General features: G+C 66.3%; 22 protein-coding genes. 11 read left to right on the forward strand and 11 right to left on the reverse strand.

Annotation, left to right across the window (positions count from 1 at the left end; genetic code table 11):
- Positions 1–85: 85 nt before the first annotated feature.
- From BMW51_RS01810 to trmFO, 3 genes are read left to right on the forward strand one after another with little or no spacing between them, the layout of a single operon-like run.
- A complete protein-coding gene (locus tag BMW51_RS01810) occupies positions 86–1,186 on the forward strand; it encodes a DUF3089 domain-containing protein (protein WP_093002756.1) in 1,101 nt (366 codons plus the stop codon).
- Positions 1,183–1,653, forward strand: a complete 471-nt coding sequence (ruvX, locus tag BMW51_RS01815; RefSeq protein ID WP_093002758.1) for a Holliday junction resolvase RuvX — start codon at positions 1,183–1,185, stop codon at positions 1,651–1,653. Before BMW51_RS01810 ends, ruvX begins: the two co-directional genes overlap by 4 nt.
- Positions 1,654–1,697: 44 nt before the next feature.
- Positions 1,698–3,008 (forward strand): methylenetetrahydrofolate--tRNA-(uracil(54)-C(5))-methyltransferase (FADH(2)-oxidizing) TrmFO, encoded by a 1,311-nt coding sequence (gene trmFO / locus BMW51_RS01820; RefSeq protein WP_093003793.1) that lies wholly within the window; start codon positions 1,698–1,700, stop codon positions 3,006–3,008.
- Here the strand turns inward: trmFO and BMW51_RS01825 are convergent.
- Together BMW51_RS01825 and BMW51_RS01830 are read right to left on the reverse strand one after the other, a co-directional pair.
- Complete coding sequence (locus tag BMW51_RS01825; protein ID WP_093002760.1) at positions 3,005–3,481, reverse strand: EF-hand domain-containing protein; 477 nt, start codon at positions 3,479–3,481, stop codon at positions 3,005–3,007. The two genes, trmFO and BMW51_RS01825, sit on opposite strands and share 4 nt — an antisense overlap.
- 60 nt (positions 3,482–3,541) lie before the next feature.
- Positions 3,542–4,201 (reverse strand): squalene/phytoene synthase family protein, encoded by a 660-nt coding sequence (locus tag BMW51_RS01830; RefSeq protein WP_177171477.1) that lies wholly within the window; start codon positions 4,199–4,201, stop codon positions 3,542–3,544.
- Between the two features lie 104 nt (positions 4,202–4,305).
- On the opposite strand from BMW51_RS01830, the gene BMW51_RS01835 reads away from it, so the two are divergent.
- Genes BMW51_RS01835 through BMW51_RS01845 form a run of 3 tightly spaced genes read left to right on the forward strand, consistent with a single transcriptional unit; the run spans position 4,306 to position 7,588 of the window.
- Complete coding sequence (locus tag BMW51_RS01835; RefSeq protein ID WP_177171478.1) at positions 4,306–6,273, forward strand: TadE/TadG family type IV pilus assembly protein; 1,968 nt, start codon at positions 4,306–4,308, stop codon at positions 6,271–6,273.
- Positions 6,270–6,863 (forward strand): TadE/TadG family type IV pilus assembly protein, encoded by a 594-nt coding sequence (locus BMW51_RS01840; protein ID WP_245708232.1) that lies wholly within the window; start codon positions 6,270–6,272, stop codon positions 6,861–6,863. The genes BMW51_RS01835 and BMW51_RS01840 overlap by 4 nt, the downstream gene beginning before the upstream one ends.
- Positions 6,860–7,588 (forward strand): TadE/TadG family type IV pilus assembly protein, encoded by a 729-nt coding sequence (locus BMW51_RS01845; RefSeq protein WP_245708233.1) that lies wholly within the window; start codon positions 6,860–6,862, stop codon positions 7,586–7,588. Before BMW51_RS01840 ends, BMW51_RS01845 begins: the two co-directional genes overlap by 4 nt.
- 19 nt (positions 7,589–7,607) lie before the next feature.
- Here the strand turns inward: BMW51_RS01845 and BMW51_RS01850 are convergent, their stop codons facing one another.
- On the reverse strand, positions 7,608–9,068 hold the full coding sequence (locus tag BMW51_RS01850; RefSeq protein ID WP_093002766.1) for a pyruvate dehydrogenase complex E1 component subunit beta: 1,461 nt from the start codon (positions 9,066–9,068) through the stop codon (positions 7,608–7,610).
- Between the two features lies 1 nt (position 9,069).
- A complete protein-coding gene (gene pdhA, locus BMW51_RS01855; protein ID WP_093002768.1) occupies positions 9,070–10,119 on the reverse strand; it encodes a pyruvate dehydrogenase (acetyl-transferring) E1 component subunit alpha in 1,050 nt (349 codons plus the stop codon).
- A 144-nt stretch (positions 10,120–10,263) separates the two neighbouring features.
- Here pdhA and BMW51_RS01860 point away from each other — a divergent pair, with 144 nt between their 5' ends.
- The 3 genes from BMW51_RS01860 (at position 10,264) to BMW51_RS01870 (ending at position 13,828) form a co-directional block, all read left to right on the forward strand.
- On the forward strand, positions 10,264–11,544 hold the full coding sequence (locus BMW51_RS01860; RefSeq protein WP_093002771.1) for an MFS transporter: 1,281 nt from the start codon (positions 10,264–10,266) through the stop codon (positions 11,542–11,544).
- Positions 11,541–12,461 carry a cysteine synthase A gene (gene cysK / locus BMW51_RS01865; protein WP_093002773.1) on the forward strand — a complete coding sequence of 307 codons (921 nt, stop codon included), beginning with the start codon at positions 11,541–11,543 and terminating at the stop codon, positions 12,459–12,461. The genes BMW51_RS01860 and cysK overlap by 4 nt, the downstream gene beginning before the upstream one ends.
- A gap of 71 nt (positions 12,462–12,532) precedes the next feature.
- A complete protein-coding gene (locus BMW51_RS01870; RefSeq protein WP_245708234.1) occupies positions 12,533–13,828 on the forward strand; it encodes a cell wall hydrolase in 1,296 nt (431 codons plus the stop codon).
- 25 nt (positions 13,829–13,853) lie between these two features.
- Here the strand turns inward: BMW51_RS01870 and BMW51_RS01875 are convergent, their stop codons facing one another.
- From BMW51_RS01875 to hisI, 4 genes are read right to left on the reverse strand one after another with little or no spacing between them, the layout of a single operon-like run.
- Entirely contained in the window at positions 13,854–15,656 is a 1,803-nt protein-coding gene (locus tag BMW51_RS01875) for an acyl-CoA dehydrogenase C-terminal domain-containing protein (protein ID WP_093002777.1), read from the reverse strand.
- 1 nt (position 15,657) lies between these two features.
- On the reverse strand, positions 15,658–16,089 hold the full coding sequence (locus tag BMW51_RS01880; RefSeq protein ID WP_019516868.1) for a MerR family transcriptional regulator: 432 nt from the start codon (positions 16,087–16,089) through the stop codon (positions 15,658–15,660).
- A gap of 32 nt (positions 16,090–16,121) precedes the next feature.
- The gene (locus tag BMW51_RS01885) at positions 16,122–16,616 is read right to left on the reverse strand and encodes a hypothetical protein (protein WP_093002780.1); all 495 of its coding nucleotides are present in this window, start codon (positions 16,614–16,616) and stop codon (positions 16,122–16,124) included.
- A complete protein-coding gene (gene hisI / locus BMW51_RS01890; RefSeq protein ID WP_093003799.1) occupies positions 16,613–16,969 on the reverse strand; it encodes a phosphoribosyl-AMP cyclohydrolase in 357 nt (118 codons plus the stop codon). Before hisI ends, BMW51_RS01885 begins: the two co-directional genes overlap by 4 nt.
- A 121-nt stretch (positions 16,970–17,090) precedes the next feature.
- Here hisI and purF point away from each other — a divergent pair, with 121 nt between their 5' ends.
- Entirely contained in the window at positions 17,091–18,548 is a 1,458-nt protein-coding gene (purF, locus tag BMW51_RS01895) for an amidophosphoribosyltransferase (RefSeq protein ID WP_093002782.1), read from the forward strand.
- Position 18,549: 1 nt separating this feature from the next.
- Positions 18,550–19,260 carry an SDR family NAD(P)-dependent oxidoreductase gene (locus BMW51_RS01900; protein ID WP_093002784.1) on the forward strand — a complete coding sequence of 237 codons (711 nt, stop codon included), beginning with the start codon at positions 18,550–18,552 and terminating at the stop codon, positions 19,258–19,260.
- Positions 19,261–19,263: 3 nt separating this feature from the next.
- On the opposite strand, the gene BMW51_RS01905 is transcribed toward BMW51_RS01900, so the two are convergent.
- From BMW51_RS01905 to BMW51_RS01915, 3 genes are read right to left on the reverse strand one after another with little or no spacing between them, the layout of a single operon-like run.
- On the reverse strand, positions 19,264–20,475 hold the full coding sequence (locus BMW51_RS01905) for an SAM-dependent methyltransferase (protein ID WP_093002786.1): 1,212 nt from the start codon (positions 20,473–20,475) through the stop codon (positions 19,264–19,266).
- 12 nt (positions 20,476–20,487) lie between these two features.
- A complete protein-coding gene (locus tag BMW51_RS01910; protein WP_093002788.1) occupies positions 20,488–21,840 on the reverse strand; it encodes a cryptochrome/photolyase family protein in 1,353 nt (450 codons plus the stop codon).
- Positions 21,837–22,787, reverse strand: a complete 951-nt coding sequence (locus BMW51_RS01915; RefSeq protein WP_093002790.1) for a histone deacetylase family protein — start codon at positions 22,785–22,787, stop codon at positions 21,837–21,839. The genes BMW51_RS01910 and BMW51_RS01915 overlap by 4 nt, the downstream gene beginning before the upstream one ends.
- Positions 22,788–22,828: the final 41 nt, after the last annotated feature.

Here is a 22,828-nt window from a genome sequence, read left to right on the forward strand (position 1 = left end):
AACCGCAACGATTGCGCGCGAGCCGGCGCTGCGGCAGAGCGGAAGGATCGGTTATGTTTCCCGCTTTCGTCCGGACACCACACCCTTGGTTCGCAAATTCCTCTACATCGTCGCCGGGCTGATCGTCCTCGTGCTTGCCGGGCTGCTCGCCTACCGGATCTGGGGCGTAGAGCTGATGCGCGCGGCGATGGTACCGGGCGAGGATTTCCGCGCCGTTCGCGGCCTGACACCGGCGGATTACCGAGACGCCAAGCTTTGGCTTGCGCGGCCAGACATCGCGAACAACCCTGCGCTATGGACACCCGGGGGCGAGCAGCCGCGCCGTCAGCCGGGCGGCGCCGCAGTGTTCTTCATCCACCCGACCTCCTACCTCAACCGCGCGCACTGGAACGCGCCGCTCGACGACAAGGAGGCGAACGACCGCGCCGCGCTGTTCCTGCGCGGGCAGGCGAGCGCCTTCAACGCGGTGGGCGAAATCTGGGCGCCGCGCTATCATCAGGCGACGTTCGGCGCCTTCCTGACCGATCAGGCCAACGCCGACCGCGCGCTCGATCAGGCCTATCGTGACGTACTCGCCGCGTTTGACGCCTTCGTGGCGCAGGTCGGCCCCGACCGGCCGATCATCCTCGCGGGTCACAGCCAGGGCGGACTGCACCTGACCCACCTGCTGCGCGACCGTGTCGCCGGAAAGCCGCTCGCCCGCCGCATCGTCGCGGCTTATGTCGTCGGTTGGCCGGTTTCCACCGTAACCGACCTCGCGGCACTCGGCCTGCCCGCCTGCGCGCGCGCCGACCAGCGCGGCTGCATCCTGTCGTGGCAGAGCTTCGCCGAGCCCGCCGATCCGTCGCTGATCACCGACAATTACGACCGCACCACCGGCTTCGATGGTCGTCCGCGAAAGGGAACGCGGATGCTGTGCACCAATCCGATCACCGGCACGCCGTTTACCGCCGCTCCGGCCAGCGCCAATCTGGGTACGCTTTACCCGAGCGAGGACCTGTCGACCGCGCAGCTTCGCCCCGGCACCGTCGGCGCGCGCTGCGATGCCCGCGGATTGCTGCTGATCGGATCGCCGCCCGACGTCGGCCCTTACGTGCTGCCGGGCAACAACTACCACGTCTATGACTATAGCCTGTTCTGGGCCAACGTCCGCGCCGACGCCGCACGTCGGAGGGCGGCGCGATGATCACCACGAACGCAGGCGAATATGCCGCCGCGCTGCCGAACGGCGGTCGCCTGCTCGGACTGGACCTCGGCACCAAGACGATTGGCACCGCGCTGTGCGACGCCGGGTGGAGCTTCGCCAGCCCTGCCCCGCTGATCCGCCGCACGAAGTTCACCGCCGACAAGGCTGAGCTGATCCGGTTGGTACAGGCGCAGCACGTCGTCGGCCTCGTCATGGGCCTGCCGCTCAACCTCGACGGCAGCGTCAGCCCGCGCAGCCAGTCGGCGCGTGCGTTTGCGCGTAACTGCGCCGACATCAACCTGCCGATCCTCTTGTGGGACGAGCGCTGGTCGACCGTCGCGGCCGAACGCGCGTTGATCGAGCAGGATATGAGCCGCGCCAAGCGCGCCGAGCGGATCGACTCCGCCGCCGCCGCGCACATCCTGCAGGCTGCGATTGATGCGCTGGTGAACGTCGCCTCGCGCTGATGCACCGCTTGCGGCGCGGTGCTCAGCCGCTATCTGCCACGCGCATGACCCATGACATTCACGTGATCGGCGGCGGACTAGCAGGCTCGGAGGCCGCGTGGCAGCTCGCCGAGGCAGGCTTCAAGGTACGCCTGTCCGAGATGCGCGGCAGCGGCGAGAACACGCCCGCGCACCACACCGATCATCTCGCCGAGCTCGTTTGCTCGAACAGCTTTCGCTCAGACGATGCCGAGTCGAATGCAGTAGGGTTGCTGCACCAGGAGATGCGCGCGCTCGGTTCCCTGATCCTGCGCACGGGTGACACCCACCGCGTACCTGCCGGCAGCGCGCTGGCAGTCGACCGCGACGGCTTCTCGGCAGGCGTCACAGCGGTTCTTGAGGCACATCCGAACGTCACGATTGTGCGCGAGCGCGTCGACGTGTTGCCAGAAGGTCCCGCCATCATCGCGACTGGCCCGCTGACCGCGCCCGCGCTGTCCGACAGCATCGCCGCCGAAACCGGTCGCGATTCGCTCGCCTTCTTCGACGCGATCGCACCGATCGTGCATCGTGACTCGATCGACATGGATGTCGCCTGGGCGCAGTCGCGTTGGAACAAGGGCGACGGCACCGACTACATCAACTGCCCGCTCGACAAGGAGCAATACCACGCCTTCGTCCAGGCGCTGCTCGACGGTGAGAAGACCGAGTATAAGGAGTGGGAGAACGTCCCCTATTTCGAAGGCTGCATGCCGATCGAAGTGATGGCGTCGCGCGGACCGGAAACGCTGCGTTTCGGTCCGATGAAGGGTGTCGGTCTCGATGTGCCGAGCACGGGTCGCTGGCCCTACGCCGCAGTGCAGCTCCGGCAGGACAATGCGCAGGGAACGCTGTGGAACATCGTCGGCTTCCAGACCAAGCTGAAGCACGCCGAGCAGGTCCGCATCTTTCGCACCATTCCGGGGCTTGAGAACGCCGAGTTCGCGCGGCTGGGCGGGCTGCATCGCAACACCTTCCTGCGCTCGCCCGAGTTGCTCGACGGCACGTTGCGGCTGGCCTCGCGTCCTAACATCCGCTTCGCCGGGCAGATCACCGGTTGCGAAGGCTATGTCGAGAGCGCCGCGATCGGCCTGCTCGCCGGTCGCTTCGCAGCGGCCGAGCTTGCCGGTCGCCACCTTCCCTCCCCGCCGCGTGAGACTGCACTCGGCGCGCTGCTGTCGCACATCACGGGCGAGGCGGTGGCGGAGACGTATCAGCCGATGAACGTCAACTTCGGGCTGTTCCCGCCGATTGAGGGCAAGACGAAGAAGGCCGATCGCAAGCGGATGTACACCGATCGTGGCCGTGCGGCGCTAGCAGGCTGGCTCGCGGCCTAATTGTCGTCGCGCGCTGGCGTGGGCGTGCACGCGCACGCCGGGCGCTTCGACTTGCGCTTGGGCTTGGTCGTCGCGAATTCGCTCGCGTTCAGCGCGCCTGAACGGTCAGCATCGGCGTCGGTAAACCTCTTCGCCGTTTTCGCTGACCATTCGTCGAACGACAGCTGACCGTCACCGTTCAGGTCCAGCTTCGCAAAAGCCTTGCGTCGGCTGAGCAGATATTCCTCGCGCGTGATCTTGGCGTCGCGATCCTTGTCGTATCGATCGAACCGCTTCTGCTCGCGCGTCCGCTCGGGCGCTTCGGGCAGGTCCGCCGGTGGGTCCTCGACCGGAGCAGTACCGCTCTGCGGCATGGCCGGCAGGATCGTCGCGGCGCGCGCGGTCGCGCCGTCCTCCGTGTCGCCGAACAACATCAGCCACCCGGCCCCACCCAGCAGCAACGCCGCCAGTCCACCCACCAGATAGCGCCACATCGCTTCATGCCCCCCAGCGTTTGCGGAAGGCTAGCGACGCGCGGAAGCGGACGAAAGGCGTCAGCGTCCAATCATACGGAATTGCACGACGCGCGCGGCACGCCTCGGCCCATCGGCAACGCCCCGCCCTGCCGCTGCCATATACGCGTCGACCGCAAGTGCACCGAACGGCCGCGCGCCGTGCCATCGAGCGCGGAAGACGGGGTCGGCCAGGTCAAGTGCCGCCGTGATTGCCTGCTGTCGAATGGCGTCCTGACTGACGTTTGCCGCAAGATCCGCGAAGGCCCAAAGCGCACCGGCTTGCGCGACCTGCGGATCATCCTCACCTAGCAGCGCCGCGGCGGCGCGGAACAGCGTCGCGCCGCGCAGATGCGCGAATTGCGTGAGCATATCAGCGTTGGCTCGCTCATGGTCGAGCAGAGCCTCCCATCCTTCCGTCATCATCGCCAGATCGCGTCCCGCCACGCGTCCCTTACCGATATGACCTGCGAGCGCCTGCAGAAGCGGTTGAGCCGGCGGCGGGGCATGGTCGAGCTTCTCGAGCGCCTCGTACCACCACGTCAGCCGCATCTGCCCCACGATCGGCTGCTCGGTCGTGCGAACGATGTTACCGAGCTGCCGGTCGAGCGCGAACAACGTGTCTACGCCGGTGCCGACGAACCGCGCACCGCACCAGGCGAAGACGCGTGACGGACTGCTGAGCGATTGGCTACCTGACACCGCGGTCAGATGGCCGCACCAGCCCACTTCGACAAGTGTGACTAACGACGCGTTAACTGACTTCCTTGAAGCGATATTGGACGTTTCTGCGCCATCGCGGCGCGGTGACCCGTCGATCGACCCTGTCCGACAAGCGCCCGACGCGCGAGCGTGCCGGTTTTCTGGTGCGGCTGCTGCGCGACCGCGCGGCCAATACGCTCATCATCGTGGCCGCCTCGCTCATCCCGCTGACCGCGATGGCGGGGTCTGCGATCGACATCGGCCGCATGTACGCGGTCAAGTCGCGATTGCAGCAGGCTTGCGACGCCGGCGTACTGGCCGGACGCAAGTTCATGAAGGTCGACGGCACGAACACGCTCGATCAGAATGCGGCCACTCAGGCGCAGCAGTTCTTCAAGAACAACTTTCAAGCCGGGTGGATCGCAACCACCAACCCCGTCTTCTCGCCGGTCAAGACCAGCGATCAGCAGGTGTCTGGCACCGCCTCGGTCACCGTGCCGATGAGCATCACCAAGATCATCGATGCGAAAGACGCGACCGTCACCGTTTCGTGCATGGCGCGATACGACATCTCGGACACCGATGTGATCTTCGTGCTCGATACGACCGGCTCGATGGCCTGCCGTCCCGAAGACACCGACGCACAGTGCAACGCCTACGTGCAGGCGAACCCTGCGGTCTCATACACCCGGCCGAGCGACTCGTACGCGATGCCCGGCTACAGCGCGCAGAACGGCTTCGGCGTGCCCGAGACGACCGCCGGCAACGGTTCGCGCATCAAGGCGCTGCGACAGGCGGTAAAGGACTTCTACAGCACGGTCGCGAGCAGCGTCGATGCGAACACCCGCGTTCGCTACGGCTTCGTCAGCTACACCTCGATCATCAACGCCGGAAAGGCGATCTACGACGTCAACCCCGCCTATCTGATCGGCAATTCTGCCGGGGAGACGGTCAACTATCAGACCCGCGTCGTCACCGGCGAGTATGAGATCAGCCGTCAGACCGATGGTCAGAAGAACAACAAGAGTCAGCAAGGATGCACGTCCAGTGCTCCTGCACCGCAACGCGATCCCGCTCGGACCAGCGCCAATCAGTACCCATTTCGCCCAAGTGACGGGCGGGCTACGCTCGTGACGCAGGAATGGGACGCCTTTCAAGGCTGTTCAACGGTTACAAGGACGCTCGGGCCTGTCTGGACCTACGGCCAGTATCCGCAGGACGTGTCGCAGTTCATCAAGGGCGGCACCGTCAGCGATCCGACCTACGTTAAGGCCACGGCCACGGCATGGGACGGCTGCATCGAGGAGCGTCAGACCCAGTCTGGCACCACCAGCTTCAACGCAAGCGCCTATGATCTCGACCCATCGTTGATCCCGACTGCAAACGCAGCGACGCGCTGGCGTCCAGCGTGGCCCGCGGTCAGCTGGGCTAGGTACAATTACCGATCAACCGCGACTCAGACGAGCAACGACGAGACCTTTTTCCCCTATCGGGCTGCCGTTAACTTGGGATCCGACGATCAGCGCGACTCCGGCTTCTACTCTTGCGGCAAGCCGATCCGACGGTTGAAGGAGATGTCCTCGGCCGACATCGCAAACTACGTCGACGCGGCCGACTTCAAGCCGCTCGGCGGCACCTATCACGACACGGGCATGATCTGGGGTGTGCGCCTGCTCGCGCCAAACGGCATCTTCGCCGCCGACAACACTGGCCGCACGGGCCAGCCACTACCAAAGAAGGTCATCGTCTTCCTGACCGACGGCGACATGGCGCCGAGCCAGAACATCTACGGTCAGTACGGGATCGAATATTACGACCAGCGGGTCAGCGGCGGCGCTAGTTCGCCATCGCTAAAGGACTTCCACAATGCCCGCTTCCTCTACGAGTGCGCGCAGGCGTCGCAACTTAAGATAGACGTGTGGACGGTCGCGATCGGCGCGAACACGACCAACGAGCTGACGCAGTGCGCGAGCAGCCCGGCACAGGCGCTGTACACCACCACCGGCAGCGGCCTCTCGGCACTATTTCAGAAGATTGCGAAACAGGTTGCGATGTTGAGGCTCCAGCAGTGATCCGCGCCTTCCTCCGCCGCCTTCGCCGCGACCATCGCGGCGTGACCATCGTCGAGTTCGCGATCGTCACGCCCGTATTGCTGACGCTGCTGATGGGCGCCTTCGACCTTATCTATCAGACCTACGTACAGAACGTGCTCGACGGCGCGATGTACAAGGCGGGCCGCGATTCCGCGCTCGAGAACAACGCTGCGTCCGCCGCGGCAATGGACGCCAAGGTCATCGGCATGGTCAGCGCGGTCGGCTCGGGCATGACCTTCCAGCCGATGCGCCGTAGCTATTCGAGCTACCTTCTGGCGAAACCGGAGAATTTCACCGACAAGAACGGCAACGGCGTTCGCGACCCCGGCGAATGCTACGACGACGTCAACGGCAACAAGCAGTGGGACGCCGACCCCGGACGAGTCCAGACGCAGGGCGGCGCGAACGACGTGACCCGGTACACCATGACCGTGACTTACCAACGACTGTTTCCCGTCGCTGGGCTGCTGGGCATGCCGACAACGCAGACGATCAGTGCCGAAACATTCCTGAAGAACCAGCCTTACAGAACGCAGACCGTTCAACCGATCGAGTCGATATGCACGTGACCACGACCCGCGCTCTCAACATCATGAAGTCGTGCGTACGTCACAACGGCCGACGGCTACGGCGCGATCGATCGGGGGTCGCCCTCATCGAGTTCGCGATCTCTCTACCGATTGTTCTCGCAATCGGCTGCTACGGCACGGAGACGGCGAACCTCGTGCTGATGCACGAGCGGATCAATCAGATCGGCCTCGCGCTGGCCGACAATGCGTCGCGCGTCGGCAACATGCAGAGCGACAATTCATCGCAATTGCGTGAGATCGACATCAACGACGCGCTGACCGCGGCGCGCATTCAGGGTGAGCGATGGCAGGTGACGCAGAATGCGCGCATCACCGTATCCAGTCTGGAGGAGCACGGCGGCAAGCAGTACATCCGCTGGCAACGCTGTATCGGGTTGAAAAAAGGCGCCAATTACGACTCGCGCTACGGTGTCGCGACGACCGACTCCGGTCTGCAGCCGTGGCCCGCGGCGCCGGGCAAGCAGGTCACCGGCATGGGTGACGCGGGCGCGATTGTGACTGCTCCACCCGATTCAGGTGTGATGTTCGTCGAGATCAACTACGATTATCAGCCCGTCGTCGGCGCCGCCTGGGTGCCGACCAGTTCCACGCTGATGCACTACAATTCGGCGTTCGTTGTACGCGACAAGCGCACGTTCAGCCAAATATTCAATCCGTCGCCCGAGGCGACGAAATACACCTGCGATCGCTACACCGCGACGTGAGCGATCGCAGGCGTTGGCCTTACCTGCGGTAACAAACCTTCTTCACCGCCGCGATCACCTTGTCGGCCGACACCAGCGCCAGCTTTTCCAAGTTCGCGGCATAGGGCAGCGGTACGTCCTCATCGGTCACGCGCATGACCGGTGCGTCGAGGTCGTCGAATCCTTCCTCCATCGCAATCGTGCTGATTTCCGACGCGATCGAGCAGGTCGGCCAGCCTTCCTCGACCACCACCATGCGATTGGTCTTGGCAAGCGAGGCGAGCACCGTCTGCTTGTCGAGCGGACGCAGCGTGCGCAGGTCGATCACCTCCGCGTCGATGCCTTCTTCGGCCAGCTTGTCCGCGGCCTCTAGCGCCAGCCCGACACCGATTGAGTAGCTGACGATCGTGACGTCGCTGCCCTCGCGCATGATGCGCGCCTTGCCGATCGGCAGCACCCAGTCGTCGAGCTTCGGCACCTCGAACGAGCGGCCGTAGAGAAGCTCGTTCTCCAGGAACACGACCGGATCGGTCGAACGGATCGCGGCCTTGAGCAGCCCCTTCGCGTCCGCCGCATCGTACGGCGCAATGACGATCAGGCCCGGCACGCTCGCGTACCACGGACCGAAGTTCTGGCTGTGTTGCGCGCCGACGCGGCTCGCGGCGCCGTTGGGGCCGCGGAACACGATCGGGCAGCGCATCTGCCCGCCCGACATGTAATTGGTCTTGGCGGCCGAGTTGATGATGTGATCGATCGCCTGCAATGCGAAGTTGAAGGTCATGAACTCGACGATGGGCTTCAACCCGCCCATCGCCGCGCCCGAACCGATACCGGCGAAGCCGTACTCGGTGATTGGCGTGTCGATGACGCGGCGCTCGCCGAACTCGTCGAGCAGCCCCTGCGTGACCTTGTACGCGCCCTGATATTGTGCGACCTCTTCGCCCATTACGAACACACGGTCGTCGGCGCGCATTTCCTCCGCCATCGCGTCGCGAAGCGCCTCGCGAACGGTGATCTTCACCATCTCGGTACCTTCGGGCACGGCCGGATCGCGCACCTCGGCGTCGTGCTTCGCGGCCTCGAACATCTGCCGCGCGCCGGTCTCGACCTTCTCCTGCGCAGGGTGCGCGGAGTCCTCGACCTTGTCCGACTTCTTCTCGTCGGCCTTAGCGTCAGCGGCGGGATTGTCGTCCTTGGTCGCCGCGTTCTTGTCGGCAGGTGCCGCCTGCTCGGACGCGGTCGAGCCACCAGCGCCGGCATCCTCGCCGTCGAGCTGCATGATGACGGTGCCGACCTTTACGTTGTCGGTACCCTCACCCACCAGGATCTTGGAGACGACGCCCTCGTCAACCGCCTCGAACTCCATCGTTGCCTTGTCGGTCTCGATCTCGGCCATGATGTCGCCCGACTTGACCGTGTCGCCTTCCTTCACCAGCCACTTGGCCAGCGTGCCCTCTTCCATCGTGGGCGACAGCGCCGGCATCTTGATGTCGATCGCCATGTCAGTACTTCTCCACCAGAACGTCGGTGTACAATTCGGAAGGCTCCGGCTCGGGGGTGCTTTCGGCGAAGTCGGCGGACTCGTTCACCTGGCGGCGGATGTCCTGCTCGATCTTCTTCAACTCGTCCTCGGCGACGCCCTGCTCGGACAACAGCTTCTTGACGTGCTCGATCGGGTCGGACTTGTCGCGCACCGCCTGCACTTCGTCGCGCGAGCGATATTTGGCGGGATCGGACATCGAGTGGCCGCGATAGCGATAGGTCTTCATCTCGAGGATGATCGGCCCCTTGCCCGCACGCACCCAGGCGAGCGCCTCTTCCGCCGCACCGCGCGCCGCCAGCACGTCCATGCCGTCGATCTGCAGGCCCGGGATGCGGAAGCTCTCGCCGCGGCGATACAGCTGGTCCTCGGCCGAGGCGCGATTGACGCTGGTGCCCATCGCGTACTGGTTGTTCTCGATCACGTAGATGATCGGCAGCTTCCACAGCTCGGCCATGTTGAAGCTCTCGTACACCTGGCCCTGGTTCGCCGCACCGTCGCCGAAATAGGCGAGCGCGACGCCGCCGTCGTTCCGGTACTTGTGCGCGAACGCGAGCCCCGTGCCGAGCGACACCTGCGCGCCGACGATGCCGTGCCCGCCGTAGAACTTATGCTCGACGCTGAACATGTGCATCGAGCCGCCCTTGCCCTTCGAGATGCCGGCCTGACGCCCGGTCAGCTCCGCCATCACGTCCTTGGGCGGGATACCGCACAGCAGCATGTGGCCGTGGTCGCGGTAGCCGGTGATGACCGAGTCATCGCCCGACAGCGCCGATTGCAGCCCGACCGCAACCGCTTCCTGGCCGATGTAAAGGTGGCAGAAACCGCCGATCAGGCCGAGGCCGTAGAGCTGTCCCGCCTTCTCCTCGAAGCGGCGGATCAGCAGCATCTGCTCGTAAAACTTCAGCAGCTCGTCCTTCGACGCCGCATAGGGCTGCGGCTCGTTCGGACGCTCGCGATTGGACGTAGGTGGCTCGCTTGGCGCGGGTGCGCGGGCGGGGGCTTTGGCCACGGACAAAAACCTCGTACCTGGGGAAAGGGATGCGGGCCTATAGGCGCGATTGCGCGGCGGCTGCAACGCTTGCCGCTACGACAGGCTTGCGGGCCGGTGTGGGTGGTTGCCTCAAGCTGCCCCCCCGCCTAAGCCGCGGCCCAGATGGAACAGACCGTGCACCCGCTGCGCATTGCCAATTTCCGCGCCTATTGGCTGTCGCGCTTCGCCGGCACCATCGCGATCAGCGCGCAGGCGATCATCATCGGCTGGCAGGTCTACGGCCTTGCGCGGCAGACGATGGCGGTCGAGCAGGCGGCGTTCCTGCTCGGCATGATCGGGTTGGTCCAGTTCGTGCCGCTTTTCTTGCTGACGCCGGTTGTCGGGCTCGTCGCTGACAGCGTCGATCGTCGCTGGATCGTGCGCGGCACCACCGCCTTGCTCTGCACCGTCGCGGCGACGCTCGGCTACCTCACCTACACGGACGCGCTCACACTACCCGCCCTGTTCGGCGCCGCCGTGCTGGTCGGGGTCGCGCGCGCCTTTTCTGGCCCGGCCTATTCCGCGCTCGCGCCCAATCTGGTGCCAAAGGAAAGTCTACCGACCGCGATTGCGATCAGCTCGATCGCGTGGCAGACCGGCACGATCGTGGGGCCGAGCGTCGGCGGGTTCCTCTACGGCCTGCATCCCGACCTCGCCTACGCGATCGTGTCGGGCATGCTGCTGCTCGCACTCGGTCTCATGTTTCTGATCGGGCGCGTGCCGCAGCCGCCGGCACAGAGGGATCGCCGCCCGATGCAGCGCATCCTCGACGGGTTCCAGTACGTGCGGCAGAACCGGCTGGTCCTCGCCGCGATCACGCTCGACCTTTTCGCGGTCATGCTGGCGGGTGCGACCGCACTGCTGCCGATCTACGCGCGCGACATCCTGCACGTCGGCGCGACCGGCCTGGGCTTCCTCGCTGCCGGCATGGGGATCGGCGCCGCCTCGACCGCCTTGTGGTTCTCGTTCAATCCGATGAAGCACAATGTCGGGGTCAAGATGCTGATCGCGGTCGTCGTGTTCGGCGCAGCGATCCTGACGTTTGGCGTCTCGCGCTCGTTCTGGCTCAGTCTGGTCGCGCTGATCATCGCCGGTGGCGCCGACATGGTGTCTGTCTACGTGCGCACCTCGCTGATCCAGCTGCACACACCCGACGCGATGCGCGGCCGCGTCAGCGCGGTGTCGCAGCTGACCATCTCGGCCTCGAACGAGCTCGGCGAGGCGGAGAGCGGCTTTCTCGCGTCGTTGCTGGGACCGGTCGGCGCCGTAGTGGCAGGCGGCGTGGGCGCCATCGCGATCACGCTTGTCTGGGCGCGACTTTTCCCCGAACTCAAGAATGCACGGACCTTTGACCCGCCCGAGGCGCTAGAGCCCGGACCGCAGAACGGAGGCATACAGCCATGAAGGCCAACACGATCCTCGACACGATCGGCAATACCCCGCACGTCCGCGTACAGCGGCTGTTTCCCGACAGCGAAGTGTGGATCAAGTCGGAGCGCGGCAATCCCGGCGGCTCGGTCAAGGACCGCATCGCGCTCGCGATGATCGAGGCGGCGGAGAAGTCGGGCGAGCTAAAACCCGGCGGCACGATCATCGAGCCAACCAGCGGCAATACGGGCATCGGCCTAGCGATGGTTGCCGCGGTCAAGGGCTACAAGCTCGTGCTCGTCATGCCCGAGAGCATGTCGCTAGAGCGTCGCCGGCTGATGCTCGCCTACGGCGCGACCTTCGACCTCACCCCGCGCGAGAAGGGCATGAAGGGCGCGATCGAACGCGCGCTCGAGCTGGTCGAGCAGACCGACAATGCGTGGATGCCGCAACAATTCGAGAACCCGGCCAACGTCGACGTTCACGTCCGGACCACCGCGCAGGAGATCCTGAATGATTTCCGCGACACGCCGATCGACGTGATTATCACCGGCGTCGGTACCGGCGGGCACATCACCGGTGTCGCCGAGGTGCTGAAGAAAGAGTGGCCGGACCTCAAGGTCTACGCGGTCGAGCCCGCCGCCTCGCCGGTCATCGGCGGCGGTCAGCCGGGTCCGCACCCGATCCAGGGCATCGGCGCGGGCTTCATTCCCGCCAATCTCCACACGCAATTGCTCGACGGCGTGATCGAGGTCGACGCCGCGGTCGCCAAGGACATGGCGCGGCGTTCGGCGCGCGAGGAAGGCATGCTGGTCGGCATCTCGTCGGGTGCGACGCTGGCCGCCATTCTGCAGAAGCTGCCTGACCTGCCCGACAACGTTCGCGTGCTCGGCTTCAATTACGACACGGGCGAGCGTTACCTATCGGTGCCGGACTTCCTGCCCGAACAGTGACCCCGCCACCATCGAGCGCGCAGGTTAGCCCTCGCCTGCGCGCCATCCTCTCACTCGTCGGTATCGCGGCGGTGGCCGTGCCCGCGTGGGTGGTGACGCACCCGCCCGCGATGCAGCACCGTCCCGCGGCGCTGCGCGCGCTCGCCAAGCGCAAGGTGGTGCCTGCTACCGTGCTCCCGCCGGTCGGGCCGGTCGAACTCGTCGACCTGACCCCGCAGGACGCGAAGGCGTTCAACGACGGCGTGCCGTTCGTCACCGGCCCGAACCCGGCCGCGCGGCCATTCCGCATCGCCGGCGACGCCGCCAGCATCGCGCGCGCGACCGACTGCCTGGCTGCCGCAGAAATCTACGAAGCGGGCAACGACCCTGAGGGACAGCGCGCGGTCGCGCAGGTGGTGCTCAACCGGCTGCGCCACCCCGCCTTTCCGAAAACGGTGTGCGGCGTCGTGTTCGAGGGGCAGGAGCGCGCCACCGGCTGCCAGTTCACCTTCACCTGCGACGGTGCGCTGACGCGCTGGACACCCAGCGAGACGATGCTGCGCGATGCCCGCGCGCGTGCCACGCAGGCGCTGAGCGGGCGCGTGTACAAGCCGGTCGGCTATTCGACGCACTATCACACCGACTGGGTGGTGCCGTACTGGCAGTCGAGCCTCGACAAGGTTGCGGCCGTCCACAGCCACCTGTTCTTCCGCTGGGCAGGCTGGTGGGGCACGCCGCCCGCGTTCAACCGCACCGTAGGCTCGGTCGAGCCGAGCATCCCGAAGCTCGCCGCGATCTCCGACGCCCACCGGCTGGCCGACGCGATCGACGAAGCGGAAGACGCGCTCGCCGCGGCGATGCCGCTGTTCGCCGACCTGCCCGCAGGCGCACAGCCGGCCGCCGCTCCCCTGCCGCTCGCGCAACCCGGCGCGTTGAAGCCGGTGATAGAGGATACCGACACGTTCCTGGTCGTCATCGACCCGCGACAGGCAGACGCATGGCCGGCGCTGGCGCAGCGCGCCTGCGGCGATCGCCCGCACTGCAAGCTGATGGGCTGGGCCGACGCGCGGCTCGTTCCCGCCTCGGCGACGATCGCGCCGCAGCAATATGCCACGATGGGGTTCAGCTACCTGCGCGACCGCGCCAACGGCTTCGACCGTGCCTTGTGGAATTGCAGCCAGTTCAGGCGCGCCGATCCGACCCAGTGCATGCGTGGGCGCGGCGCCTTGACTGCGGTCCCGGTTAGCCGCCCCGCGTCAAATGACGTCACGCCGCCTCGTGGCCCCGCCGCGCTCCCCGGTGTTCGCCGCAGCTCCACGCCGGCGGCGGCACCAGCGCCACCGGCGGCGAAAGCCGATGCAACAGCAGGTCAGACCGCCGTTCAGTGACGCGCACCGAACGGCGGTGATACCCTCAGGCTGCCGCGAACATTTCGACCGGCAGCGCCATGATCGCCTCGACCCCACCCTCGATTTTGCGGCGCAGCGCACCCGCCTCGGGCAGGACGCGTTCGGCAAAGTAGCGCGCGGTCACCAGCTTGGCGTCGAGGAAGGCTGCGTCGCCCTCGCCCGCCGCCTTCAACCGCGCCGCGGCCGACGCCATGCGCAGCCACATCAATCCGACCGCGACGACGCCGACCAGGTGCATGTACGGCACCGCACCTGCACCGATGTTGTTCGGGTTCTTCATGCCGTTCGTCATGAACCACATCGTCGCGCCCTGCAGCTCGCCTGCCGCTTTCTCCAGACGCGCGGCGAAATCGGCGGTCGCCTCGTCCTGCTTGCCCGCGGCGATCTCCTCGGTCACCATCTTGCCGAACGCCATTACTGCGCGGCCACCGTTCTGCGCCAGCTTGCGCCCCGCGAGATCCATCGCCTGCACGCCATTCGTGCCTTCGTAGATCTGCGCGATCCGCGCGTCGCGGACGTACTGCTCCATCCCCCATTCCTGGATGTAGCCGTGCCCGCCATAGACCTGCTGCGCGTTGGTCGCGATCTCATAGCCCTTGTCGGTGCCGACGCCCTTGATCACCGGGGTGAGCAGACCAATCAGGTCGCCGGCGAGCTGGCGCTCCTCCTCGCTCTCCGCATTGTGCTCCAGATCGACCTGGAGCGCCCCCCACAGACACAGTGCACGCAACCCCTCGATCCACGCCTTCGCGTCCATCAGCATGCGGCGCACGTCGGGGTGGACGAACAGCGAATCGGCCTTCTCGTTCGGTTCGGCCGGTCCGGTCAGCGCGCGGCCCTGACGACGGTCCTTCGCATATTGCACCGCATTCTGGTACGCGGTCTCCGCAACGCCCAGCCCCTGCAAGCCGACGCCTAGCCGCGCCGCGTTCATCATGATGAACATAGCGGCCAGGCCCTTCATCTCCTCGCCAACCAGCCAGCCGGTCGCCCCGTCATAGTTCATTACGCAGGTGGCGTTGCCGTGAATGCCCATCTTGTGCTCGATCGAGCCGCACGAGACCGCGTTGCGCTCACCCAACGAGCCGTCTTCATTGACCAGCACCTTGGGCACGACGAACAGCGAGATGCCCTTCGACGTGTCGGGCGCGCCCGGCGTCTTGGCGAGCACGAGGTGGATGATGTTGTCCGTCAGGTCGTGCTCACCCGCCGAGATGAAGATCTTCGTACCCGTGATCTGGTAGCTGCCGTCCGCCTGCGGCTCGGCGCGGGTGCGGATCAGACCGAGGTCGGTGCCGCACTGCGGCTCGGTCAGGTTCATCGTGCCGCCCCATTCGCCCGAGATCATCCGCGGCAGGTACTTTTCCTGCTGCTCGGGGCTGCCCTTCACCACCAGCGCGGCGATCGCACCGTGCGCGAGGCCGGGGTACATCGCGAACGCCATGTTGGCGCTGATCATATATTCCTGGAACGCGGTCGAGACGACGTGCGGCATCCCCTGTCCGCCGAACGCCTCGGGCGCGCTGAGCGTACCCCAGCCCGACTCGACGAACTTGTCGTAGGCTTCCTTGAAGCCCTTGGGCGTCGTGACCGATCCGTCCTCGTGACGCGTGCACCCTTCCAGATCGCCCGACTGATTGAGCGGGAACAGCACCTCTGCGACGAAGCGGCCGCCCTCTTCCAGCACCGCGTCGACGGTGTCGGGCGTCGCGGCGGCAAAGCCTGCCACGTTGGCGTAGCGATCGAGCCCGACGACATGCTCCAGCACGAAGCGCGTGTCGCGGACGGGGGGCGTATATTGCGGCATGTCAGGCTTCCTTGGTCAGATCGGGTATCGGATGAGAGGTTTCGATCACCGCGACGAACTCCTCGAGTTCGAGGATCGCGGCGTCGATGTCGGTGCGCTGCGCCTGGAGCGTTGCGATGCGTTCGCGGCAGCGCTCGATCGTGATCGCACGCTGCGCGCGGCGTCCGTCGCCCAGATCATAGAGGTCGATCATCTGCCGAATGTCGGCCAGGCTGAACCCGACGCGCTTGCCGCGCAGGATCCAGGCGAGCCGCGCGCGATCGCGCTGCGAGTAGATGCGCGCGAGCCCGCGACGCTCCGGGCTGATCAGCCCTTCATCCTCGTAGAAACGCAGCGCCCGCGGCGTGATGCCGAACTCGGTCGACAGGTCCGAGATACTGAACTGCTCGCGATCATCGCGCGGCGGAACGACGGCATGGGCAACAGCGCTCATGCCAATCCACTTACCTTCCCTTTACGTGAACGTCAACCTGCGCAAAGCGGCTTTCCATCTGATCCGACGACCCGCGTTGCCTCCGACACGCTCTCGCTCAACCGGGCGGCGGACAATGCGGCGAGCGTCGCACGACCCTCGCACATCGTGTCGCACGCACCCGGCAATACGGCAGGAAACGCGATCGTGTCGCCATCGAGCGAGGCGACGAACTCGCACCCGCCGCCCATCCGCACGTCCAGCTTGTCGCGTCCACGTGCGATGCCGCGCCCGGCGCAACGTTGCTGCTCGCCGAGATCGACCGATGCCCCGACACGGTACTGCCCCTCGCCTTGCGGAACCAAACACACCTTGTCCTCGCCGCTGCCGTACACGCCGGTTGGCACCACTCGTGTTGGATCGGCGACCATACCGCTCGCGCGTGCTGCGCGTTCGAGCGCCGCACCCGCCCCGCTCTCCTGCTCGGCCGCGGGTTGCCGCCCGCACGCGCACAGCAGCAGGGTGACGGCGATGGCATTCCGCTTCATCCAACCCGCTCGAGCACGTCATCGGACACGCGGCGATAGAAGCAACTGGTCGCACCGGTGTGACAGGCAGGACCCGCGGGCTCGACGATCAGCCACAATGCGTCCTGATCGCAGTCGACGCGCATCTCAATTACGCGCATGACGTTGCCAGAGGTCTCGCCTTTCTTCCACAATCGCCCGCGACTGCGCGACCAGAACGTCGCCTCACCGCTCGCCTGCGTCGCCGCAATCGCCTCCGCGTTCATATGCGCCACCATCAGCAGCGCACCGCTGCGGTCGCTCACCACCGCCGTGACGAGTCCGCTGGCGTCGAACTTGGGTTGAAAGGTGGTGCCCTGCTCTCGATCGTCCATCCCCGAGCGATAGCGGTGTTCGAGCTCAGGCGACAGGGCGGCGGTGTAGGATGACATTCCCGCGACAACCGCTATATGCGGCCGCGCACCCCGCGAGCCCCCTAACGCGAGCTTCAGCCCCATGCTGACCACACATCCGTTCGACGACGACCATCTGCACGAGGAGTGCGGCATATTCGGTGTGTCGCAAACCGAAGGCGCCGCGGCACTGGTGGCACTCGGCCTTCACGCGCTCCAGCATCGCGGGCAGGAAGCAGCGGGGATCACCACCTTCGACGGCGCCATGTTCCACACGCACCGCGCGATGGGTCACGTGGCAGGCAATTTCGACCGCGACGACGTGATCCGCTCGCTGCCGGGCCAGGTCGCCTGCGGGCACGTCCGCTACTCGACCACTGGCGAGACCGCGCTGCGCAACGTGCAGCCGCTCTATGCCGAACTGTCGTCGGGCGGTTTCGCGATCGCGCATAACGGCAATCTGTCGAACGCGATGAAGCTGCGCCGCGAACTCGTTCGGCGCGGTTCGATCTTCCAATCGACCTCGGACACCGAAACGATCATCCACCTGGTCGCAACGTCCAGCTATCGCACGCTGCTCGACCGCTTCATCGACGCGCTGAAGCAGATCGAGGGCGCCTACGCGCTGATCGTGATGACGCCCGAGGGGATGATCGCGTGTCGCGACCCGCTCGGCATCCGCCCGCTCGTCATGGGTAAGCTCGACGACGCGGTCATCTTCGCCTCCGAATCGGTCGCGCTCGACGTTGTCGGCGCGGAGTTCGTGCGCGAAGTCGAACCCGGCGAACTCGTCATCGTACAGGGTAGTGAGACACGCTCGGTGCATCCGTTCGCGCCACTGTCGCCGCGCCCGTGCATCTTTGAATGGGTGTATTTCTCCCGCCCCGACTCGATCGTCGACGACCAGTCGATCTATTCGGTGCGCAAGAACATCGGCGCGCAGCTCGCGATCGAGGCGCCGGTCGAGGCCGATCTCGTCATTCCAGTGCCCGATTCCGGCGTACCTGCCGCGATCGGCTATGCGCAGGAAAGCGGGCTTCCCTTCGAGCTCGGGATCATCCGCTCGCACTATGTCGGACGCACCTTCATCCAGCCGGGCGACAAGGTCCGCCACCTGGGCGTAAAATTGAAGCACAACGCCAACCGCGCGCTGATCAAGGGCAAGCGCGTCGTGCTGATCGACGACTCGATCGTACGCGGAACGACCAGCCTGAAGATCGTCCAGATGATGCGCGAAGCCGGTGCGGCTGAGGTGCACATGCGGATCGCCTCCCCGCCGACGCGCCACTCATGCTTCTACGGCGTCGATACGCCCGAACGCGCCAAGCTGCTCGCCGCCAAGCACGACTTGGGCGGGATGACCGACTTCATCCACGCCGACAGCCTGGCCTTCGTCTCGATCGACGGCCTGTACAAGGCGCTGGGTGAGACGCACCGCGCCGACATTCGTCCGAAATACTGCGACGCGTGCTTCACCGGCGACTATCCCACCAGCCTGACCGATCACGACGACACGACGGCCGTTGATCAATTCGCGCTACTGGCAGAACGAGTGAACTGATTTGACCAAGGGACTGGAAGGCAAGCTCGCGCTGGTGACCGGCGCGAGCCGCGGTATCGGTGCGGCCACCGCGATCGCGCTGGCGGCGCAGGGCGCGCACGTCGTCATCACCGCGCGCACCGCGAAGGACCTGGAAGCGGTCGAGGAGCGCATCTTCGACGCGGGCGGGTCGGCGACGATCGCACCGCTCGACCTGACGCAGACCGATTCGATCGCGCGACTGGCGACGGCCGTGGCAGACCGGTGGAACGCGCTCGACGTACTGGTGCTGAACGCAGGCATGCTCGGGCAGCTTGCCGCCGTACCGGCGATCGATCCCAAGGAACTGGCGCAGGTTCTGACGCTCAACGTGTCAGCGCAAGTCGCGATGATCCAGGCCTTCGACCCGCTGTTGCGGCGGTCGGACGGTGCACGGGTGATCGGCGTCACCTCGTCGGTCGGCGCCAAGCCGCGCGCCTATTGGGGCGCGTACGGCGCGTCGAAGGCCGCGTTCGACACGATGCTCGGCGCGTACGGCGACGAGATGGTCGAGGTGAGCAAGGTGCGCACCGCGATCCTCGATCCCGGTGCCACGCGCACCAAGATGCGCGCGCGCGCCTATCCGGGTGAGGACCCTGCCTCGGTCAAGCCGCCCGAGGCCGTGGCCGACCGGATCGTGCGGCTGGCGATCGACGGTTTTCCCGCCGGTCACCGCGAGCGGGTAGAGGCGTGACGCTCAACGCTTGACCAGCGTCACCTGCGCGACGTCGATGCCGCCGCCGCGAAAGCCACCCTCGCAGTACATCAGGTAGAATTGCCACAGCCGCTGGAAACGCGCATCGAAGCGCGGCGGCAGGCGACCTCCGCGCGCGGCCACGTCGAAGCGATCGCGCCACTGCCGCAGCGTCTCGGCATAGTCGAGCCCGAACGCGTGCCGGTCACGCCACTCAAGCTCGTTCGCCTCCGCGATGCGTCGAAAGCGCGATTCCGACAGCAGCAAGCCGCCGGGGAAAACATAGCGCTGGATGAAATCGACACCACCCGCGTAGGGGTCGAACACGTCGTCGGCAATTGAGATGTACTGGATCGCCGCGCGGCCACCTGGCTTCAGCACGCGCGCGATCGTCTGCAGATAGGCGGGCCAGTACGCCTCGCCCACAGCCTCGACCATCTCGATGCTCGCCACCGCGTCGAACGTACCGGTCACGTCGCGATAGTCGGTCAGCGACACGGTCACGCCGGGCAAGCCGCGCGCCGCGACATGCTCCTGCTGCTCGGTTGACAGCGTCAGCGCGTGAACCTGCACCCCGGCCGCCGCAGCAGTGGCGGCGAACGAGCCCCATCCGCAGCCGATCTCCAGCACCCGCTCGCCCGCCTTCGCACCCGTCCGGTCGAGGATCGCGTCGAGCTTGCGCTGCTGGCCACGGGCAAGCGGCTCGTCGGCGTGGGCGAAGATTGCCGACGAGTAGGTCAGCGTCTCGTCCAGCCACTCGCGGTAGAAATCGTTGCCGAGGTCGTAATGCGCGGCGATGTTGCGACGTGCGCCGCGGCGATCGTTGCGGCGCACCGTGTGAAATACACGCGCGGCAAGCTTCGCCCCACGCTTGGCCCGCGCGGTGTCGCCCAGAGCGACGCGATTGCGCATGAACAGGTCGAAGATCGGCACGAGGTTGGGGCTCGACCAGTCGCCCGCTTCCCAGCCCTCGTACCAGCCGATCGACCCTGCCGAGACGAGCCGCCACAGCGCACGCCAGCGGTGAACCGAAACGATCGCGACCGGACCGTCGGTACGCCCGCCGAGCAGTCGATGCGTGCCGTCGGGCAGCGTCGCCTCGATCGCACCTTCGACCAGCCCGGCATCGATGCGGTCGAGAACGCGGTGGAACAAGGGCGCGGTCAGCCCGGAAAAGCGGCTCGCGCGCGAAGGCTGTCGAACGGAAGCGTCCATAGGACGCGGCGGTTATCGCAACCGTGCCGCTGCCGCCAGTGCGCGTTCGCGTGCCTCGCGGTGGCCAATGATCTTGGCTGGGTAATCGTCGGGACAACACCCGGCCGCTTCAGGATCGTGGATCGCCGCGTCGGGCACGTCGGCCAGTTCGGGCACCCAGCGGCGAATGTAGTCGCCGGCGTCGAACTTCTCCGATTGCGTCAGCGGCGCCATGATGCGCGAGAACATGTTGGCATCGACCCCGGTGCCCGCGATCCACTGCCAGTTGACCGAGTTGTTGCCATAGTCGGCGTCGACCAGGCAGTCCCAGAACCAGCGCTCACCCTCGCGCCAGTCGATCAGCAGATGCTTGATGAGGAAGCTGGCAGTGATCATGCGCAGCCGGTTATGCATCCAGCCGCTGGTCCACAGCTGCCGCATGCCCGCGTCGACGATCGGGTAACCGGTACGGCCACGCTGCCACGCGCGCAGGTCTGCCTTCGCCTGCTTGCCCGTCCGCCAGTGCAGGGCATCGTACTTGGGGCGCCCGTTTTTGTCGGCATAGTCGGGCAGCGCCAGCACCACCCCATCGGTGAAGTCGCGCCACGCCAACTCCTTCTGGAACTTGACCGCATCGGGATGGTCGCTGACCGCGTGCCACACCTCGCGTACGGAGATCTCACCGAAGTGGAGGTGCGGCGACAGCATCGACGTACCCTCCTCGGCCGGCAGGTTCCGCAGCGCCTCGTATCGGTCCACGCGCTTGGCGAACGCGCGCGCTTTCTTTCGCGCCTCCTCCTCGCCCGGCGTGCCGTCGAAATCGACCGCCCAATCGGGCTTGGTCGGCAACAGGTCGAGGTCGGCGAGCTTGAGCGAGGTCGGCCATTTCGCCGGCGCCTCGATCTTGCGCGGCGCGGCGACGGGCTGCTCGGGCGGCAGGAACGACTGCAACGCCTTCCAGAACGACGAGTAGATGCGAAATGGCTTGCCCCCGCCGGTGCGCACGTCCTCGATGCGGGTCAGGTGGTTGCCGTCGTGCAGGCACAATCGCTCGCCCAGCGACTGCTCGACCTTGCGCCACCAGGGTTCGTAGTGGCGGACCGCGTGCACCTGCGTCGCCCCGCTTTCCTCCAGCATGTCGCGAAGCACCTCGTCCGCGCGGCCCCGGCGGATGATCAGCCGACTTCCATGCTTGCGCAGACTGGCGTCGAGCGAGGCGAGGCTCGCGTGGAGCCACCAACGTTGCGCACCGCCGATCCGCCAGTCGCCCGGCGTGTCGTCATCGAGGATGTAGAGCGGGATAATAGCGCCGCCCGCCGCTGCTGCACGCAAGGCGGGCTGGTCGTGGAGGCGAAGGTCTTGGCGGAACCACAGGATGCTCGTCACCCCGCGACTACGCCGGCCCCTCCTTTCTGTTCCGCACCCGCAACATCCGCACCCGCTAACGCCGCACCGAGCGTCAGGATGACGCGGACGTGGCGAGCAGCGATTGCCATCACATCGTCTCCATACCCCCCGCCGACGGTGCAGGCGACCGGCAGCGTGCGCGCCACAGCTAGCCGCGCGATCAGGCGGTCGCGCCCGACCAGCCCATCCTCGCTGAGCGACAGGCGCCCGAGGCGATCGCCGGCGAACGGATCGACTCCGCCCTGGTAGAGGATCAGATCGGGGCGGTGCGCGTCGAGGAAGCTCGACAGCGTCGCCTCCAGCGTTTGGAGATACTCGTCGTCGCCGATCCCGTCGACTAGCGCGACGTCGAGCGTCGACTGCGCCTTTCGCACCGGAAAATTCTTCGCCGCGTGGATGGAATAGGTCGCGATCTGCGGATGGCCGGCAGTCAGTGCCGCGGTGCCGTCACCCTGGTGCACGTCGCAGTCCACCACTGCCACGCGGTCGACGCGACCCTCGCCGACGAGACGGTGCGCCGCAATCGCCAGATCGTTGAAGATGCAATAACCCGCGCCGGTATTGGCGAGCGCGTGATGGCTGCCGCCCGCGGTATTGGCGGCGAACCCGCGTTCAAGCGCGAGCAGCGCGGCAAGGTAGGTGCCGCCGGGCACGACGGCGGCTCGGCGCGCCACGCTCGGGGTGATCGGAAAGCCGGTGCGCCGCTCCTTCTCGCGCGGGACCTGCGCGGACAGGACCTCAGCGACGTAGTCGGGGTCGTGCGCCGCCTCGAGCCATTCGAGCGGCATCGCGTCGGGTTCGTGCCAGTCGATGCGATCGCCATGCTCCCGCAGCAGGTCGCGGATCGCGCCGTTCTTGCCCCATCGATAGGTGCTGCGCGCCGGCGCCTCGGTGACGTAATCGGGATGGTGGACGACCGCGATCATGCAGCTAAGATAGGTTGCAAAGAACGACGCGCCACATCGGC

The sequence above is a fragment of the Sphingomonas palmae genome (genome assembly GCF_900109565.1).
GTDB classification, from domain to species: Bacteria; Pseudomonadota; Alphaproteobacteria; order Sphingomonadales; family Sphingomonadaceae; genus Sphingomonas; species Sphingomonas palmae.

Excerpts from the sequence above, each read along its gene's own strand:
- cysK (WP_093002773.1), top strand. The coding sequence starts at position 11,541 with ATGAAGGCCAACACGATCCTCGACACGATCGGCAATACCCCGCACGTC.
- BMW51_RS01885 (WP_093002780.1), bottom strand. The coding sequence starts at position 16,616 with ATGAAGCGGAATGCCATCGCCGTCACCCTGCTGCTGTGCGCGTGCGGG.
- BMW51_RS01850 (WP_093002766.1), bottom strand. The coding sequence starts at position 9,068 with ATGGCGATCGACATCAAGATGCCGGCGCTGTCGCCCACGATGGAAGAG.
- purF (WP_093002782.1), top strand. The coding sequence starts at position 17,091 with ATGCTGACCACACATCCGTTCGACGACGACCATCTGCACGAGGAGTGC.
- BMW51_RS01860 (WP_093002771.1), top strand. The coding sequence starts at position 10,264 with ATGGAACAGACCGTGCACCCGCTGCGCATTGCCAATTTCCGCGCCTAT.
- BMW51_RS01825 (WP_093002760.1), bottom strand. The coding sequence starts at position 3,481 with ATGTGGCGCTATCTGGTGGGTGGACTGGCGGCGTTGCTGCTGGGTGGG.
- hisI (WP_093003799.1), bottom strand. The coding sequence starts at position 16,969 with ATGGACGATCGAGAGCAGGGCACCACCTTTCAACCCAAGTTCGACGCC.
- BMW51_RS01880 (WP_019516868.1), bottom strand. The coding sequence starts at position 16,089 with ATGAGCGCTGTTGCCCATGCCGTCGTTCCGCCGCGCGATGATCGCGAG.
- ruvX (WP_093002758.1), top strand. The coding sequence starts at position 1,183 with ATGATCACCACGAACGCAGGCGAATATGCCGCCGCGCTGCCGAACGGC.
- BMW51_RS01875 (WP_093002777.1), bottom strand. The coding sequence starts at position 15,656 with ATGCCGCAATATACGCCCCCCGTCCGCGACACGCGCTTCGTGCTGGAG.
- trmFO (WP_093003793.1), top strand. The coding sequence starts at position 1,698 with ATGACCCATGACATTCACGTGATCGGCGGCGGACTAGCAGGCTCGGAG.
- BMW51_RS01905 (WP_093002786.1), bottom strand. The coding sequence starts at position 20,475 with ATGGACGCTTCCGTTCGACAGCCTTCGCGCGCGAGCCGCTTTTCCGGG.
- BMW51_RS01915 (WP_093002790.1), bottom strand. The coding sequence starts at position 22,787 with ATGATCGCGGTCGTCCACCATCCCGATTACGTCACCGAGGCGCCGGCG.